Genomic DNA, 13,565 nt, shown 5'->3' on the forward strand with positions numbered 1-13,565 from the left:
GTGCCAGGCACGCCCCTGGCCCCGGCGGCAAGTGCGCCCGATCACCTCGAGGTGATCGGGCGCTCGTCGTTCAGGCGCCAGCGGCGGGCACCTGCTGCGTGATGCAATGCACGCCTCCGCCGCCGAAGGCGAGCAGGCGGCTGCGTACTCCGACGACCTCACGATCCGGGAACGCTGCGGAGATGACGTCGAGCACGATCCGATCGCGTTCGCTTCCGTCGCCGTCGGCGACGGGCACCACGACGCCGCGGTTGGCGACGTAGAAGTTCATCGCACTCGTGCGATACGGCGCATCATCGACGTCGAAGTAGGAGATGTGCGGAATCTCGATCACCTCGAAGGGCGCACCGGTCGCATCGACCGCCGAGCGCAGCACGTCGAGGTTCGCTCGCATCAGATCGGCGTTCGGATTCCCAGGGAACTCCGTCGTATCGGGGACGCCGTGCGCCACGACCACCCCGGGTGCCGCGAACGTGCACACACCGTCGACGTGCCCGTCGGTCTCGTCGTCTTCGGCGAATCCCCAGGGCAGCCAGATCACCCTCGAGACACCGAGCGTGCGGGCGAGTTCGGCCTCGATGTCGGCTCGCGACCACTCCGGGTTCCGATTCGGGTGCAGGAGGCACTGTTCGGTGGTGATCGCCGTGCCCTGTCCGTCGACGGTGATCGAGCCCCCTTCGAGCACCATCGGCGACTCCACGCGTTCTATGCCGAGGCGCTCGAGCAGCCGACGCGAGATCTGCCGGTCGTCGTCGAAGGGGTGCCAGCGCTCGCCCCAGGCGTTGAACTCGAAGTCGACCGCTCGCCGATTCCCGCAGTCGTCGACGATGCCGAGCGGGCCGGAGTCGCGCAGCCACGAGTCGTCGATCGCCAACTCGATCACGTCGACGTCAGCAGGGCACTCGGCACGCGCCGAGTCCGCGTCACCGGGCGCGGCGACGACCGTCACCGGCTCGAACGCCGCCACCGCCACGGCAACAGCGGCATGTTCGGCACGTGCAGCGTCGAGGTGGTGGCCCCACAGCTCACGGCGCGTCGGCCAGGCGATCAGGCAGCGCTCGTGCGGCTCCCACTCCGCTGGCATACGCCAGCCGCCGCTCGCCGGTGCGATCACTTCGGGTTGCGGCGAAGCCGGCTCGCCAACGCACCCGACATCATCAAGGCCACCGACACGACGAGCAGGATCGTGGCGAGCACGTTGATCTGCGGTGAGAACGAGTTCTTGAAGCTCGCGTTGACGAAGAGCGGGAACGTGTTGACCGAGCCGTTGTTGAAGACCGAGATGATGAAGTCGTCGATCGACAGCGCGAACGACAACAACGCGGCAGCGAGGATGCCGGGCAGGATCAGGGGGAACGTCACCGTCCAGAACGTTCGCAGCGGGGACGCGCCGAGATCCTGGGCAGCGTCTTCCAACGACCAGTTGAAGCCGCGCAGACGCGCTCGGACGGTCAGCGCGACGAACGAGATCTGGAACATCACGTGCGAGATCACGAGTGTCCACACGCCGAACTCGATCTGGCGACCGAACACCTCGAGGTCGAGGAACTGCGCTCGCAGCGACGAGCCGATCACCACTTCCGGGGTCGTCAGCGGCAAGATCAACAAGAAGTCGAGAAAGACGTTGCCCTTGAACCGGTAGCGGACGAGACCGATCGCGATCAGCGAACCGAGGATCGTGGCGATCACGGTGGAGATCGCTGCGATGCGCAGGCTCTCGACGAGCGCGTCGGTCAGACCTTCGTCCTTCAGCGGGTCGCGCCAGTTGTCGAGCGTGGCCTCTTGCCACACGAAGTTGAACTTGCCCCGCGGCTGGTTGAACGAGAAGACGACGATCCAGATGATCGGGAGGAACAGGTACAGCAGCCCGAATGCGGCGAAGCCGTTGAGGCCCCACCGAGCGATCGAACCGCGCACCGACGTCGGCTCGCTCACGCCAGGTCCTCCGTCCCGAAGAATCGGCTGTAGACGACGACGCCGACGGTGATGATCACCATCAGCACCAGCGACATCGCCGCAGCGACCGGCAGGTTGTTCTGCACGAGGAACTGGTTCTGGATCGACTGGCCCACCACCGACGTGTTGGGGTTGCCGAGATACTGCTGGTTGACGAAGTCACCGCTCGCCGGGATGAACGTGAGCAGCGTGCCGGCGAACACGCCGGGAAGCGACAGCGGGAAGACGATCTTCGCGAACGCTCGCACCGAGCCGGAATACAGGTCTTTCGCTGCGTCGACGAGGTTGACGTCGATCTTTTCGAGACTGACGTAGATCGGCAGGATCATGAACGGCAAGAAGTTGTAGGTGAGGCCACCGATGACCGCGGCGGGCGTGTTGAGCAGCTTTTCGCCGTCCATGATCCCGACCGCGTCGAGAATGGGCTGCACCCCGACCGTCGACAGGAAGCTGGGGATCGGCCCGCTGTCGGCCAGCAGGCTCTGCCACGCGATCGTGCGGATGAGGAACGACGTGAAGAACGGAATGATCACCAACCCGAGCAGAAACGACCGGTACTTGCCGCCGCGGAACGCGATGACATAGGCGAGCGGATAGCCGATGACGATCGTCAGTACGGTCGCGATGGCCGCGAAGAGAAACGCTCGACCGAACTGCGGCCCGAAATCGGTGAACGCCGTCGCGTAGTTCCCGATGTTCCAGTCGAACTCGGCGTCGATCGCGAACCGACTCGGCAGCGTCGACAGCGAGTTGCGCAACAGCGTGAACAGCGGCGCGAGGTAGAACAACGCCAGCCAGAGCATGCCCGGCTTGAGGAGGCCGTACGGCGCCAGCTTGCGGCGAACCTCCGGCCCCCCGAGGAGGGCGGCGACGACGAGCGCGACCACCGCCCCGAGCGTCATCGCCAGCGCGAGCGTGGCGATGACCCCGGTGACGAGGCGCATACCGACAGCGATGAGGAGTACGCCGGCGAGCAGCAGCGCGCCGAGTCCGACCCGCTCGGGATGAGCGGTCCAACCCGGTGCGCTGCGCGTCGCCGGCGACTCCGTCTGTGTCATGGCTGGTGTTGCGTCATGACGAGTGGCGCGTCAGGCGCCCGTGATCTCGGCGAATCGGGCGTCGTATTCGGCTTCGACGTCCTCGGCCAGGTTGGCGAAGGCGAAGGTGCGCGACACCGTCTCGTCATCGGGGAACAGCAGCGGGTTCTCCGCCAGCTCGGGATCGATCTTCGCGAGTTCGTCGCGAACACCGGCGACCGGCGACACGTACTGCACCCACGCCGTGATCTGCGCGGCTTGCACCGGGTCGTAGCAGAAGTCCATCCACTTCGCTGCGGCGTCGCGGTTGGCTGCGCCCTTCGGCATGACCATCGCATCAGCCCAGCTCGTGCCGCCCTCCTCGGGGATGACGAAGCGGATGTTCGGGTTCTCGACCGACAGCTGCACGACGTCGCCCGACCAGCCGATGCAGGCGGCGAAGTTGCCGGTGCTCAGGTCGTTGAGGTAGTCGTTGCCGGTGAAGCGGCGGATCTGGCCGTTGTTCTTCGCCTCTTCGAGGCGCTCGAACGCCGCAGCGGCCGCGTCGAACGTCGAGACGGTCGAGATGTCGACACCGTCGGCGAGCATCAAGAGGCCCATCGTGTCGCGCATCTCGGTGAGCATGCCGATCTTGCCGTTGAACTCCGGGTCGAACAGATCGGCCGTGCTGGTGAGCTCTCGGCCGGTGGCCTCGAGGTTGTAGGCGATGCCGGCGAACCCGGTCTGCCACGGGAGCGAGTACTCGCCGGTCGGATCCCACGACGGATTCTGCAGGTCGGCGCGCAGGTTGGCCGCGTTGGGCACCTGGTCGACCGGCAATTTGTCGAGCCAGCCGAGGCCGATGAGGCGGCCGACCAACCAGGAGGTCGGCGCGATGATGTCGGGCTCGATCGTGCGTCCGCTGCCGAGCAGCGGCTGGATCTTGGCGAAGTACTCGACGTTGTCGTTGTAGGTCTCCGCGTAACGCATCTCGACGCCGCTCGCCGCGATGAACCGATCGACGGTGCCGGTGAGTCCGTCCTCGGTGGGGTCGATGTACTCGGGCCAGTTCTCGAAGAACAGCGAGTTGCCACCGCCGCTGGCGGGAGGATCGTCACCACCGCTTTGGTCGGACGGCTCGGTGGTCGGGGCATCGCTGTCGCCGTCGCTGCCGCCACAGGCTGCGAGGAGTGCCGGCAGGGAGACGCCGGCTGCGCCCATCGCTCCCGCGCGTCGCAGCAACTGTCGACGGCTCAGGCCGCTTCCCCGCATCGGGAACGGGTTGGGGGTCGATCGGTTCATGGGAATGTCCTTTCGTCGCCGGCTGAGCCGGGCTGGGTGAGAGATGGATGGAAGATCGCTGGCAGAGATGGATGGCAGAGATGGATGGCAGAGATGGATGGCAGAGATGGATGGCAGAGAATGCCGTCGGGCGACGGACAGCGAGTCAGTTCTGCGCTTGGGCCTCGAGGGTGTCGATGTCGTCAGAGGTGGCACCGGCATGAGCGGGATGACCGGTGAGCACATACGCGGCGCCAGGGGTCCAGCCGAGATGGACGTCGTTGCCGGGGAGCAGAAACGGGAGATCGGTGCCCGCAGCGACCGTGGCGATGACCTCGCTGCCGTCGGCGAGCGCCACTCGCAGGCGCGCCGACGCCCCCTGGAACACGACGTCGATCACGGTGCTCGCGATGGAACGACCGTCGGCGTTCGACTCGGTGGCGACGACGAGACGCTCCGGTCGCAGCATGACCGACACGTCATCACCGACCTGATGTCCCGATCCGTCGGTGGCGCGGACCGTGGCGCCGCCGATGAGGTCGACGACCACGTCGTCACCGTCACGCTGCGTGACGGTGCCCGGCAGCAGGTTCGCGGAGCCGATGAATCCCGCCACGAACAGCGAGGCGGGCCGGTTGTAGATCTCTTCGGGCGTACCGATCTGCTCGACGACGCCTTCGCTCATGACCGCGATCCGGTCGCTCATCGTGAGGGCCTCACCTTGATCGTGGGTGACGAACACGAAGGTGATGCCGACTTCGCGCTGGATCCGCTTCAATTCGAACTGCATCGCCTCGCGCAGCTTGAGGTCGAGTGCCGCGAGCGGTTCGTCGAGCAGGAGTGCGCTCGGATAGTTGACGAGCGCACGGGCGAGGGCGACTCGCTGCTGCTGCCCGCCCGACAGTTGCGTCGGCTTGCGATGGGCGAAATCGGCGAGGCGTACGACCTCGAGCATCTCGTTGACATGCGGCTCGTACTCGGACTTCGCGACGCGGCGCGACTTGGGCCCGTAGCGGACGTTGTCGGCCACCGTCATGTGCGGGAACAGCGCGTAGTTCTGGAAGACCGTGTTGACGTTGCGCTTGTAGGGAGCGACGCGGCTGACGTCGTTGCCGTTGAGCAGCACACTGCCCGACGTCGGCTGCTCGAACCCGGCGATCATCTTGAGGGTCGTCGTCTTGCCGCACCCCGATGGACCGAGCATTGCGAAGAATTCCCCTTCGCGGATCGAGAAGTTGGCGCCCTGGACCGCGACGAAATCGCCGAAGGTCTTGCGCACACCGTCGAGCGCGATGACGTCAGCCGTCATCGCCCCGCCCGATCAAGAACGTCTTCACGCTGCCTGCTCCCACCTCTCCAGTCGCCACCGGACTTCGCCGACGACCGCTCGTCGGCTGATGAACGCGACAGACTAGGCCGTCGGGCAGGTCCGCGGCGACCGCCGGTGCCGTCAGCGGCCCTGCGAAACGGAGTGTTCACACGAGCCCCACCAGCAGCGGGGCGCCGAGCGGATGGTACGTTCCGGCGGTGACGACGATGCGATCGCCCCGCGACCTGCGCAGCGACGATCTCGTGCTCAGCCACTTCACCCTCGGTCGTGACCATCCGATCGACGATCGGATCACCGCAGCGAGCGCTGCTGGGTTCGCCGGGCTCGGCTTCTTCGCCGGACAGTTCCCGACGTTGGCGGCGCAGGGGTACTCCATCGGCCGGTTCCGCGATGATCTCGACGCGGCGTCGCTGTGCCTCGCCGAGGTCGAAGCCCTGTCGGGATGGGCCGACGCGACGCCGAGTGACTCGTACCTCGAGTTCGAAGCGCTGGTGTGGCACCTGGTCGACGCTTTCGAGAGCCGCTACGTCCAGGCGATCGGGCCATACCACGGCACGATCGACGACGCAGCCCGGGCGTTCGGGGCGCTCTGCGACCGTGCGGCCGAACACGGCGCGGTCGTCGGCCTGGAGTTCTTGCCATTCACCAATCTCACGCATGCCGACGACGTCCGGCGCATCGTCGAGCAGGCCGGTCGCCCGAACGGCGGCGCCTGCGTCGACATCTGGCATCACGCTCGTGGCGCGGCCGATCTCGACATGATCCGTGCGATTCCCAGCGACCTGATCACCGGCATCCAGATGAGCGACGGCCCGCTGGTCGCGCAACTCGACGACTACAAGCAGGACTGTCTCCGCAACCGCGTGCCACCTGGCGAGGGCGAGTTCGACGCCGTCGGTTTCGTCCGGCTCCTGCTCGATTCGGGCGTCGACGTTCCGTGGTCGCTGGAAGTCTGCAACGACGACGTCTGGGGCGAGCCCGCTGGCGACCACGTGCAGCGCTGTGCCGACGGGATGCGGCGCGTGCTCACCGCCGCTCACGCCTGACCAACGTCCGTCGCATCCCGAACACGCGACACGATGCCGCCCGACACGATGCCCCTTGACGGCGCGGCGGCGATGATGTGGCGGCGGTGGCGTGACGGCATGACGTGCCGTTGGACCCTGTCGGGCTCGACGCCGCTCATCGCACACTAGGGAGGTGAGACAGGACCGAGACTTCCCCACCGAAGAGCGTGACGCCGGCTACGCCGATGACACCTCCAACGACTTCACCGACGGCGACGACCCCGTCGTGGGCCAGGCGGGCGCACAACCCGTGCTGGCGTTCGTCGCCGACGAGATCATCCGACTCGCACCGTCGACGCCGCTGCGCGACGCCGCGATCGCGTTGCGCAACGGCGACACGAGCATCGCGGTGGTCGAAGGTGACGGCGGTATCGAAGGCGTCGTGTCCGAACGCGATCTCGTGGCCGCCATCGCCAACGGCCTCGACGTCGACACGACGACGGTCGCGCAGGTCGAGTCGAGCTCGATCAAGTGGGCGGTCAGTTCGCTCACCGTCGGCGACGTGGCCGAAGAGATGCTCGAGACCTACGTGCGCCACATCCTCGTCGCCGACGACGACGGCGAACTCGCCGGCGTGGTGTCGATGCGCGACCTCCTCGGCGCCTACGTGCTGTAGCGACGTTCGCGGGCGCCGCGAGTCCCCACGCCTGCGATCGGCGGTTGCCCGGCTGCCAGGATGACGCGCATGCTCGGAGGCGACGACATCATCTCGATCCATCAGTTGCTCGGTCGGTACGGGCACACGATCGACCATCGCGACTGGGAAGCGTTCGCTGCGCTGTTCGTCGATGACGCCTCGATCGACTACCGAGGCGGAACCTCGACGGTCGAACGAGAAGGTCGCGCCGACATCGTGGAATGGTTCCGGCAGGTCGATCTGCAGCACCCTCCGGCGCATCACGTGACCAACATCGTCGTCGACGACTCAGCAGACCCGGCGGGGCCGGTCGACGTGCACAGCAAGTTCATCGCACCGTTCACCCGGCCCGACCACGCTCCCAAGCGCCTGTATGGCGGCGACTACCACGATGTCGTCGTCCGCACCCAGGAAGGTTGGAAGTTCCAGCACAAACAGTGCCTCCCCCGCTGGAACGTCGCGATCCAGATCGACGACACCGCCCCAGGGCACCGCCTCACCTTCTGACCGCACCGCGGAGAGCCGCCACCGACAGCGAGCGCCGTCAACACCTGGGGTCAGACCCCAGACGTTGACCCGCCACCCGAACACCTGGGGTCAGACCCCAGCGGTTGACCAGCGCCGTCAGCGCCCGTGTCACCCCGACGCGTCAGGGGCCGACCGAGGTCGGAGGTCTGCATCAGTCGTCCGTAGCGATCGGGTCGGCGGGTGTAGAGCAGGCCGAACGACAGCCAGTCCCGTCGCTGATCGAGGTCGAGGTCGGCGACGAGCACGGTGGGCGTGTCACGAGACGCCTCGACGAGCGTGCGGCCGTAGGGATCGGAGATGAACGACGAGCCGTAGAACGTGAGCGCGCCTTCGGTTCCGATGCGGTTGACCGCGATCATGAAGGTCGCGTTGGCGAGTCCGTTCGCGGTGATCATCTGGTGCCACATGGGCTGCGAGTCGCAGTCGGGCACATGAGGCTCGTTGCCGATCGCGGTCGGGTAGACGATGACCTCGGCACCATCGAGCGACAGGCAGCGCGCCAGTTCCGGGAACCACTGATCCCAGCAGGTCGGGAACGCGAAGCTCGCTCCGTCGACATCGACGACCCCGGCGTCGGCATCCGACGGCTCGAAATAGCGATCCTCCCAGTAGTACGGAAACTCGGGAATGTGGGTCTTGCGGGTGCGGCTGACGACCTCACCGGCAGCGTCGACGCAGATGGCCGTGTTGTACCCGCGGGGACGATCGTCGCACGACGTCGTCGCCTCGACACGCTCGAACAACGAGGCGTGGACGTGGATGCCGTGGCAGACAGCCAACTCCCGCGCGAGGGCCGCAGTCGGACCCGTCTCGAGGTCTTCGGCGAAACGGTCGACGGCGTCGTCCACGTCGTCGTCCACGCAGAAGTACGGCGAAAGCGTCAGTTCCTGCAATGCGACGAAGGTGGCTCCTGCCTCGGCGGCGATCGCCACGCCCTCGCTCACCCGGGCACACAACTCGTCGGAATCGGCCGACCATGCACACTGGACCGCACCGACCCGCAACGGAGGTCGCGTCGGCGCCTCGGTCCGGAACGGCGACGGCAGCGCCTCGTCGACATGGGTGCGAACGTCGAACGTCGTCATCGCACCAGTATCGACGACGACACGCTCCGACCAGCACCCTTCAGCCGTCGAAACAGCGCGTGCATGCATCGCACCGGGACGCCCACGGAGACGGTCGCGCCGTCACTCGAACGACACCGGACCGCGAGCCGCCTGCATCGCAGGAACTACCGTGATCGCGACGCCGACGAGAAGGGACCGATCATCATGAGCCACGGAGGACGACTCGCAGCCAAGGCGCTGAAGGCGGCCGGGGTCGAGTGTGTGTTCACGCTGTCGGGCGGGCACGTGATGGGCATCTACGACGGCTGCATCGACGAGGGAATCCGCGTCGTCGACGTTCGCCACGAGCAAGCGGCGACGCATGCTGCCGACGCGTGGGCACGACTCAACCCCGGGCGGGTCGGGGTGGCGATCCTGACCGCCGGTCCGGGCGTGACCGACGGGGTGACCGGCGTGGCCAACGCGTGGCGTGCCAACTCGCCCATCCTCGTGTTCGGTGGTCAGGGTCCGTTCAACAACCTGCGGCGTGGCTCGTTGCAGGAGATGGATCACGTGTCGCTGATGCGGCCGATCACGAAGTGGGCCGATGCGTGCTACGAGACCTCACGGATCGGTGAGTACATCGAAGCCGGCATCCGCACGGCGATGTCCGGCGTGCCCGGACCGGCGTTCCTCGAGATCCCGATGGACGTGCTCCATTCGCCGATCGACCTCGACCAGATCACGCTGCCCGCCTTTCGTGACTATCGGGTCGCGTCGACGGCGCCCGCGGCCTCGATCTGCGCTGCTGCCGATCTCTTGCGGTCCGCCCGCGCCCCGATGGTCATGGCCGGGACCGCACTCAAGTGGTCGGAGGGCGGCCCGGCACTGCGCCGCTTCGCCGAGGCAACCCACGTCCCGGTGTTCACCAACGGCATGGGTCGCGGACAGCTGCCGATGAACCACCCACAGTTCTTCAACCGGAGCCGCAAGCAGGCGCTGGCGGGTGCCGACGTGGTGGTGCTCGCCGGCACGCCCCTCGATTTCCGGATGCAGTACGGCGCGTCGATCCCCGCCGACGCGAAGATCGTGCAACTCGACCTCGACGAGACGCTGATCGGCCAGAACCGGTCAGCCACGGTCGGCCTCGTCGGCAACCTCGGCGCCAACCTCGACGCGCTCCTGGCCGAACTCGACGGAGCCGTCGACGCGAGTGATCACTCGACGTCACTCCGTGCGATCGAGGACGCCGCCGACGCAGCGCTCGCCGAGCAACTCGATTCCGACGAGGTCCCGATCGACCCGATGCGGTTGTGTCGCGAGATCGCCGACTTCATCGCCACCGACGACGACATGATCGTGATCGGCGACGGCGGCGACATCGTCGCACAAGCCTCCAAGGTGTTGAAGGTGCCGCCGAACGGGACGTGGATGGATCCGGGGCCGCTCGGCACCCTCGGCGTCGGGATGCCGTTCGCCCTGGCGGCGCAGATCGCCAACCCGGATCGCCGCGTGATGATCATCTACGGCGACGGCTCGTTCGGCCTCAACGGCTTCGAGTACGACACGGCCGTGCGTTTCGGCCTCCCCATCGTCGGTGTCGTCGGCAACGACGCGGCGTGGGGGCAGATGATGCGGCCACAGGCGATGATCTACGGCCAAGATCGCCTCGTCGCCACCGAGTTGAGCCCGACCCGTTACGACAAGGTGGTCGAAGCTCTCGGCGGTCACGGCGAACACGTCACCGAACCCGGTGAGATCGCCGACGCGCTCGAGCGGGCGTTCGCGTCGGGCAGACCGGCGTTGGTGAACGTCGAGATGCGTAAGGACGTCGGAGCGATGAAGGGCTCCACCTACGTCTGACGTGCCCGGCACAGATCTCGGATCGTGCAGACTGCGCACATGAGCGACTCGCCGATCACCGAGGGATTCGAAGGCGCGACCTTCGTCAGGACGAGCTTTCGGGGCGCGACCCTGCGGTCGTGTGACGTCAGCGACGTGACCATGCGGAGCGTCGACGTGAACGGCCTCGACATCGACAGCCACGACCTGTCCTTCGCCAGCCTGATCGTGAACGGCGTCGACGTGGTGCCGCTCGTCGACGCCGAACTCAACCGGCGGTTCCCGGGCCGCGAACTGCAGACGGCACAGACCCCCGAGGGCCTACGTGACGGTTGGGTCGCAGCGCAGGCGGCGTGGGAGGCGACCGTGACCACGACGGATCCGGAGTTGGTGAACGTCCGCGTCGACGACGAGTGGTCGCTGGCCGAGACGTTGCGTCACCTCGTCCTGGCCACCGATGCGTGGCTCCGCGGCGGGATCATGCGGCTGAAGCAGCCGTTCCACGAGATCGGTCAGATCTTCGCAGGCGCAGCATCGATGGGCTTCGACATGTCGATCTTCCGAGTCGACCCGCCGACGTTCGAGGAGATTCTCGTCGTGCGTGCCGAACGACAGCAGATGGTGACCGACTTCTTGGCGACCTCGACGCCGGACCTGCTCGCCGAGGACCGCCACAACCCGTGGGACGGAAGCGACGACTGGCACCCCACGGTCGGCGACTGCGTGCGCGTGATCCTGGAAGAGGAGTGGGCACATCTGCGCTACGTCCGACGAGATCTCGCCCTGCTCGGCGCGACCGGCCACGGCTGACGACACCACGCGAGCGCGAGCCGCTCGCCACGGCGGGCGGTTCGACGGGGAACGCATCTCATCTACCGTCGGCGGATGCACATCGAGCACACTGCGATCATCGTCGACGACTACGACCGAGCCATCGACTTCTACGTGCACGCGTTGGGCTTCGACCTCGTCGAGGACACGCCGTCCACGACCAACGACGGGCGGCCGAAACGATGGGTGGTGGTGCGACCGCCCGGCGCTGCGACCGGGCTCCTTCTTGCCCGAGCCGACGGCGAGCGCCAACGCACGGCGATCGGAATGCAGTTCGCCGGACGGGTCGGAGTCTTTCTCCGAGTCGACGACTTCGACGCCAGCTATCGCCATATGCTCGACCGCGGAGTCGAGTTCGTGAGCGCGCCACGCGACGAGCCCTACGGTCGTGTCGCGGTGTTCCGCGACGTCGCCGGCAACACGTGGGACCTGCTCGGCCCGCCGAACGGTCAGGCCTCCTGACGGGGCCGACGGGGCGAACGAGGTCAGGGAACCGGACGACGAGACCGTACGGGGCAGACTGGTCGGCATGAGTGACAGCGACATCGTCTCGGTCGGGGCACGATCCGGCCTCGCCTACCGGCACATCCGCGAGGAGTGGGCCGACCGGCTCGAGGCGGTCGAGCACGGAGTCTTCTCCACCGCGGATCCGGATCACCTCTGCAGTGCTGCGCAGTTCGCCGACATGGCACGACGCTTCCCCGAGGGTTGCTTCATCGGGTTCGACGGTGACGAGATCGTCGCGGTCGGTACGGGCATTCGCACGCATTTCGATCTCGCCGCCCCGCTCCACACGATCGACGACATCTTGACCGACGATGGTTGTGGCCACGAGCCGGACGGTCGTTGGTACTACGGCATCACGATCGCCGTGCTCGAGTCGCATCGTCGCCGCGGGATCGGCAACGAGTTGTACGAACTCCGCAAGGCGGTCTGCGCCGAACTCGGGCTCGACGGCATCGTGGCGGGCGGCGTCATCCCCGGCTTCGCCGACCACAAGCACGAGATGACCGCAGACGAGTACATCGATGCCGTACGGCGCGGCGATCTCGTGGATCCGACACTGACGTTCCAGCTGTCGAACGGCTTCGACGCGCTGTGCGCGCTTCCCGGCTACCTCCACGACCCCAAGGTCGACAGCTTCGCGAGTTGCATCGTCTGGCGCCGACCGGCGGACGCGACCACGTGACGACACCACCACGCTGAACTCCCCCGAAACGCGCCTCCGGGGGCGCTCCTGATGGAGCGCCCCCGGAGGTCGAGGTGCACGAGCGGAGTGCACCGAATGTGGACGGTTCAGTCGTCGTCGCCGCCTCGGCCAGAACCCAGGTCGTCGCCACCCCGGCCCCGGCCACGGCCGGAATCGTCGTCATCGTCGTCATCGTCATCGTCGTCGTCATCGTCATCACGATCGTCGTCGTCATCGTCGTCGTCGTCACGATCGTCGTCATCGTCGTCATCGTCGTCGTCGTCGTCGGGCAGCGTGTTCGACGGGGTCGAGTTGCTCGGCGTGGAGTTCGAGGGAACGCTGTTGCTCGGCGTGCTGTTCGAGGGAACGCTGTTGCTCGGTGAGTCGTCGCTGTCATCGTCGTCGCGATCGCCGCCGTTGTCGTCGTCGTGATCATCGTCGTCGTCGCCCGGCAACGTGTTCGACGGAGTCGAGTTGCTCGGAGTCGAGTTGCTCGGCGTCGTGTTCGACGGCGTCGAGTCGCTGGGAGTCGAGTTGCTGGGAGTCGAGTTGCTGGGAGTCGAGTTGCTGGGAGTCGAGTTGCTGGGGGTCGAGTTGCTCGGCGTCGAGTTCGACGGAGTCGAGTCGCTGGGAGTCGAGTTGCTCGGGGTCGAGTCGCTGGGCGTCGAGTCGCTGGGAGTCGAGCTGCCCGGCGCGCTGTTCGACGGCGCCGTGCCTGATGGTGCCGAGTTGCTCGGTGTCGTCTCGGCAGGGGTCGTCTCGGCGGGGGTCGTCTCCGGTGCCGTTGCTGCGGGGTCCGTCGCCGGCGGGTCCTGGCATTCGGGGTCGTTGCGGTGTTCGGC

At 66.9% G+C, this 13,565-nt stretch carries 15 protein-coding genes; 7 read left to right on the forward strand and 8 right to left on the reverse strand.

Going from position 1 to position 13,565, the window contains the following annotated elements; all coding sequences use genetic code 11:
* Positions 1-70: 70 nt before the first annotated feature.
* The 5 genes from ACE37B_RS05995 to ACE37B_RS06015 all read right to left on the reverse strand — a co-directional run bounded on the left by ACE37B_RS05995 (position 71) and on the right by ACE37B_RS06015 (position 5,562).
* Positions 71-1,114, reverse strand: a complete 1,044-nt coding sequence (locus ACE37B_RS05995) for an agmatine/peptidylarginine deiminase (protein WP_409922366.1) — start codon at positions 1,112-1,114, stop codon at positions 71-73.
* Positions 1,111-1,935, reverse strand: coding sequence for an ABC transporter permease (locus ACE37B_RS06000; protein ID WP_409922367.1), 825 nt, complete (start codon positions 1,933-1,935; stop codon positions 1,111-1,113). The genes ACE37B_RS05995 and ACE37B_RS06000 overlap by 4 nt, the downstream gene beginning before the upstream one ends.
* The gene (locus tag ACE37B_RS06005) at positions 1,932-2,858 is read right to left on the reverse strand and encodes an ABC transporter permease (RefSeq protein WP_409922897.1); all 927 of its coding nucleotides are present in this window, start codon (positions 2,856-2,858) and stop codon (positions 1,932-1,934) included. The genes ACE37B_RS06000 and ACE37B_RS06005 overlap by 4 nt, the downstream gene beginning before the upstream one ends.
* Positions 2,859-3,044: 186 nt before the next feature.
* Positions 3,045-4,274 (reverse strand): PotD/PotF family extracellular solute-binding protein, encoded by a 1,230-nt coding sequence (locus ACE37B_RS06010; RefSeq protein ID WP_409922368.1) that lies wholly within the window; start codon positions 4,272-4,274, stop codon positions 3,045-3,047.
* A 145-nt stretch (positions 4,275-4,419) separates the two neighbouring features.
* Positions 4,420-5,562 carry an ABC transporter ATP-binding protein gene (locus ACE37B_RS06015; RefSeq protein WP_409922369.1) on the reverse strand — a complete coding sequence of 381 codons (1,143 nt, stop codon included), beginning with the start codon at positions 5,560-5,562 and terminating at the stop codon, positions 4,420-4,422.
* A gap of 227 nt (positions 5,563-5,789) precedes the next feature.
* Between ACE37B_RS06015 and ACE37B_RS06020 the strand changes: the two genes are divergently transcribed.
* From ACE37B_RS06020 to ACE37B_RS06030, 3 genes are all read left to right on the forward strand, one after another.
* Entirely contained in the window at positions 5,790-6,629 is an 840-nt protein-coding gene (locus ACE37B_RS06020) for a sugar phosphate isomerase/epimerase family protein (RefSeq protein ID WP_409922898.1), read from the forward strand.
* Positions 6,630-6,783: 154 nt separating this feature from the next.
* Positions 6,784-7,266 carry a cyclic nucleotide-binding/CBS domain-containing protein gene (locus ACE37B_RS06025; protein WP_409922370.1) on the forward strand — a complete coding sequence of 161 codons (483 nt, stop codon included), beginning with the start codon at positions 6,784-6,786 and terminating at the stop codon, positions 7,264-7,266.
* Between the two features lie 60 nt (positions 7,267-7,326).
* Positions 7,327-7,794, forward strand: a complete 468-nt coding sequence (locus ACE37B_RS06030; protein WP_409922371.1) for a nuclear transport factor 2 family protein — start codon at positions 7,327-7,329, stop codon at positions 7,792-7,794.
* Positions 7,795-7,844: 50 nt separating this feature from the next.
* Here the strand turns inward: ACE37B_RS06030 and ACE37B_RS06035 are convergent, their stop codons facing one another.
* Positions 7,845-8,900 (reverse strand): nitrilase-related carbon-nitrogen hydrolase, encoded by a 1,056-nt coding sequence (locus ACE37B_RS06035; RefSeq protein WP_409922372.1) that lies wholly within the window; start codon positions 8,898-8,900, stop codon positions 7,845-7,847.
* A 186-nt stretch (positions 8,901-9,086) separates the two neighbouring features.
* Here ACE37B_RS06035 and ACE37B_RS06040 point away from each other — a divergent pair, with 186 nt between their 5' ends.
* The 4 genes from ACE37B_RS06040 (at position 9,087) to ACE37B_RS06055 (ending at position 12,723) form a co-directional block, all read left to right on the forward strand.
* The gene (locus ACE37B_RS06040) at positions 9,087-10,724 is read left to right on the forward strand and encodes a thiamine pyrophosphate-binding protein (RefSeq protein ID WP_409922373.1); all 1,638 of its coding nucleotides are present in this window, start codon (positions 9,087-9,089) and stop codon (positions 10,722-10,724) included.
* A 39-nt stretch (positions 10,725-10,763) separates the two neighbouring features.
* Positions 10,764-11,513, forward strand: a complete 750-nt coding sequence (locus tag ACE37B_RS06045) for a DinB family protein (protein WP_409922374.1) — start codon at positions 10,764-10,766, stop codon at positions 11,511-11,513.
* Positions 11,514-11,588: 75 nt separating this feature from the next.
* Complete coding sequence (locus ACE37B_RS06050; RefSeq protein WP_409922375.1) at positions 11,589-11,996, forward strand: VOC family protein; 408 nt, start codon at positions 11,589-11,591, stop codon at positions 11,994-11,996.
* Between the two features lie 67 nt (positions 11,997-12,063).
* A complete protein-coding gene (locus tag ACE37B_RS06055; protein ID WP_409922376.1) occupies positions 12,064-12,723 on the forward strand; it encodes a GNAT family N-acetyltransferase in 660 nt (219 codons plus the stop codon).
* A 107-nt stretch (positions 12,724-12,830) separates the two neighbouring features.
* Here ACE37B_RS06055 and ACE37B_RS06060 read toward each other — a convergent pair whose 3' ends face one another.
* Positions 12,831-13,178: a hypothetical protein gene (locus ACE37B_RS06060; protein WP_409922377.1), complete on the reverse strand. Its 348-nt coding sequence runs from the start codon at positions 13,176-13,178 to the stop codon at positions 12,831-12,833.
* Positions 13,156-13,542 (reverse strand): hypothetical protein, encoded by a 387-nt coding sequence (locus ACE37B_RS06065; RefSeq protein WP_409922378.1) that lies wholly within the window; start codon positions 13,540-13,542, stop codon positions 13,156-13,158. Before ACE37B_RS06065 ends, ACE37B_RS06060 begins: the two co-directional genes overlap by 23 nt.
* Positions 13,543-13,565 lie beyond the last annotated feature (23 nt).

Origin of the sequence: Ilumatobacter sp. (assembly GCF_046290335.1) — a bacterium.
In the GTDB taxonomy this organism is placed as follows: Bacteria; Actinomycetota; Acidimicrobiia; order Acidimicrobiales; family Ilumatobacteraceae; genus Ilumatobacter_A.